The organism is Endozoicomonas sp. ONNA2 (assembly GCF_024606365.1).
Lineage (GTDB): Bacteria > Pseudomonadota > Gammaproteobacteria > Pseudomonadales > Endozoicomonadaceae > Endozoicomonas.
The window spans coordinates 1-2635 of sequence record NZ_JAHHPO010001128.1 but is presented as its reverse complement, the minus strand read 5'-3'; the positions used below and the strand labels follow the sequence as shown (position 1 = coordinate 2635).

The window sequence follows — 2635 nt, the reverse complement described above, 5'->3', positions numbered from 1 at the left end:
ACTGGGCGTCCCCGTAGCGAGGACGGCAGAAAATTGAGGATAAAAATTCGGTTTTTTGAGGTGAATAGCGGGGCTATTTGCTGAACAAAAGCGGATTTTTAGACCAATTTGCTGCCATCCTCGCTACGGGGTCGCCTGGACGGGCTCTATCTCGGACAGTCTCCCGGATTTCCAGCCATAATTCCTCACTCTCCCCCAGATATTAAAAATTGCGTAATCGAGTTTCCGATCACCAGTTTGCTTTTGTCGGCTCTTTATCGTGGTGGGAATCAGATTTCCCCCGGAAGAGGGCCCTTGATGGCCAGAGCGGGTAATTCACTGTGTTGGTTGGTTCGGCATAGTTTAGGCAACCACATATCGGCAATGTATAATCCATTCCTTCCTGGTATTTTACGACAATCCTGAATGGTTGTGTTCTGAACCCGGAATATGAGTGCAGGGTGCTCATCAGCAAAATAATCAAGCTGGTCAATAAAAAGAATATATTGATTTGGCTCAATGAATAGCAAGCTGCAGCACGCCACAGGGGAGATAGTTTGATCGTTGGCCTGGTTTTGTGAATGGGCCAGTGCTGTTGTAATACCCTCGAGAATGGAAAAGACCTGAAAATAATACGTTCCACCCACATACACAGATACCAGCAGGCTGGCACCAATAATCAGCCAAGTCAGATATTCTAATAATCGTTTAGTCATGATGGAGTGACAATAACGGCACAACAAAATTATGAACCAGATTGAACAAATAATAGGAAAGCATTCGACCAGGAAACAGGGTCATGGTCCCTGCCAGCAGTAAACCAAAGTAAAACACCAATTTCATACAAAATTCATGTTGATGGATTTTTCTCCTTCGGGCGAAATAAATACCTAAAGCAAGAAAGACAAGTGTCGCAAGGCTGAGACTATGTACAGCACTTAAGCCGTACAGACAGCTGTTTGGATTAAGCACCTTTATCCAGAATGAGCCAATGGCGACCAGGGATACCATGGCAACCCAAAGGCGTCCAAGTCGCTGGTGTAATCTACCGCCTTTTTTTAGTAGTAAGATAATCGCACCGAGGATAATGGACGCAAGAGCTAAAGCAATGTGTGACACTACCGCGAAATCGGTAGTATAACCAAGGTATTGCATTGATCTTGATGAATTCTAACAATTGCCAAAGAAACGATTGGCTTGCACAAATTTGAGTGATGAACTCAGATTCTGCTCCAATGCATCAAATATTGTGTCTATAAACAGGGTAATGACCTGTACCTGCTCTTGATGAATGGGTATAGACTTGACGGCAATGGTATCCAACAGTTTGCCGTTATGGTCATGAACCAAATGGTGGCGATTTGCCAGGTAATTGAGGCGAATACCATTTTGCTGCTCAGCGGTCACGGCTACAGGCTGGCAATGGTGGAAAAATCCATGACCACTGGCTTCAAGTATTTCCAGGAACCACAGGCGCAGAAACGGATCCTCGAACTGTAGCATTAGCATGCCAAACGTAATTAATGCACGTCTGTGTTTGTCCATCATTGGATCAAGGAAAAAAAATTCCAAGGCATCACTGGTCCGCCAGCCCAGGTGATCGTCAAGTTCAAGTGCAAGCCAGTCGGCCATTGCCAGTCGACTATGGCGTGCCAGGTTACTTGATACAGTATTGACATGTAACTCAAACGCATTTTGAGGGGAAGAATAGTTGATTATGTAAATAAATACCACTGTAAACTGTTCGATGGTACTATTTTATGCCTATGCAACCATGCATTAAATGTCGTGCAAAAGGGGTTACTGGACTATTCCTGAAAATGTAGGGATGGGCGGTAGCGTGGATGTGAGTCAAAAACTAACTTTAGCAATTATATGACTCAATGTAGTTTAATTTAAGTAGTAGGGTTATGTAAGGTTTTTCATTTTAAATGCACAATATTTTACTCTGCCTATGCCTTGTGTGAATCAATTAAAGGACTAAAAAAATGATATCAGCAGATCAAATGTATGATGATGCCGCCTTTTTAATAAAGTTTCCAACAATACAATCAATTGTTGTTGTGGCTTTATCTTATTTGTGTCTTTTTTTTATAGCCTCCCTGGTGGCCTCAGATTATTTAGGTGTAGGACACTACATACTTATTGTTGGACTATTTTTATTGATGGCATTTCTACTTCTTGTTGCCTCAATGCTGATTTCTGTTTTTGATGTTTTGGCATGGCTCATGTTTACAGTTGTATTGTGCGGGATTGGTTTTGTACTTACATACGATGTATTACTTTACAATTTGATCGTGACTGATAGTTTAACGGCTATGGTTTTTTCTGCTTTAACTTCAATATTGCTTTACTGGAAGATTGCTACACCAGCTGGTAACTATTCAATGTATCAAAATAAGCAGTCAAAATATAAAAAATATCAAGATAAAGTAAGAGTTTGTATTTTTCTTGGCCTTTTACCATTGATCTTTATTTATCTGTACGTTTCAGTTTTTTATATTCTCGAAGTTTATGCTGAAAGCCATTTATCTTATTGGGATTCTTTGAGTGAATATTTGAGAGATAGGTCTAATACTTTTGTGTTTTTTTATGATGTTCTTCGTTCATTTTTGCTTCCTGATTTTTTTAGAAAATAAATGATTGGTATATCAAA

General features: G+C 40.3%; 4 protein-coding genes. 1 reads left to right on the top strand and 3 read right to left on the bottom strand.

Features of this window, described 5'->3' with window-relative positions:
* Positions 1 to 269: 269 nt before the first annotated feature.
* The 3 genes from KDK14_RS20010 to KDK14_RS20000 are packed head-to-tail and all read right to left on the bottom strand — an operon-like array spanning position 270 to position 1611.
* The gene (locus KDK14_RS20010; RefSeq protein ID WP_257266990.1) at positions 270 to 695 is read right to left on the bottom strand and encodes a hypothetical protein; all 426 of its coding nucleotides are present in this window, start codon (positions 693 to 695) and stop codon (positions 270 to 272) included.
* Positions 688 to 1134 carry a DUF2306 domain-containing protein gene (locus KDK14_RS20005; RefSeq protein ID WP_257266989.1) on the bottom strand — a complete coding sequence of 149 codons (447 nt, stop codon included), beginning with the start codon at positions 1132 to 1134 and terminating at the stop codon, positions 688 to 690. The genes KDK14_RS20010 and KDK14_RS20005 overlap by 8 nt, the downstream gene beginning before the upstream one ends.
* 15 nt (positions 1135 to 1149) lie before the next feature.
* Positions 1150 to 1611 carry a hypothetical protein gene (locus KDK14_RS20000; protein ID WP_257266988.1) on the bottom strand — a complete coding sequence of 154 codons (462 nt, stop codon included), beginning with the start codon at positions 1609 to 1611 and terminating at the stop codon, positions 1150 to 1152.
* Between the two features lie 356 nt (positions 1612 to 1967).
* On the opposite strand from KDK14_RS20000, the gene KDK14_RS19995 reads away from it, so the two are divergent.
* Entirely contained in the window at positions 1968 to 2618 is a 651-nt protein-coding gene (locus KDK14_RS19995; RefSeq protein ID WP_257266987.1) for a hypothetical protein, read from the top strand.
* Positions 2619 to 2635: the final 17 nt, after the last annotated feature.

What these genes read in the sequence shown, in the direction of transcription:
- KDK14_RS20010 (WP_257266990.1), bottom strand. Translation starts at nt 695, where the DNA reads ATGACTAAACGATTATTAGAATATCTGACTTGGCTGATTATTGGTGCC.
- KDK14_RS20005 (WP_257266989.1), bottom strand. Translation starts at nt 1,134, where the DNA reads ATGCAATACCTTGGTTATACTACCGATTTCGCGGTAGTGTCACACATT.
- KDK14_RS20000 (WP_257266988.1), bottom strand. Translation starts at nt 1,611, where the DNA reads ATGGCCGACTGGCTTGCACTTGAACTTGACGATCACCTGGGCTGGCGG.
- KDK14_RS19995 (WP_257266987.1), top strand. Translation starts at nt 1,968, where the DNA reads ATGATATCAGCAGATCAAATGTATGATGATGCCGCCTTTTTAATAAAG.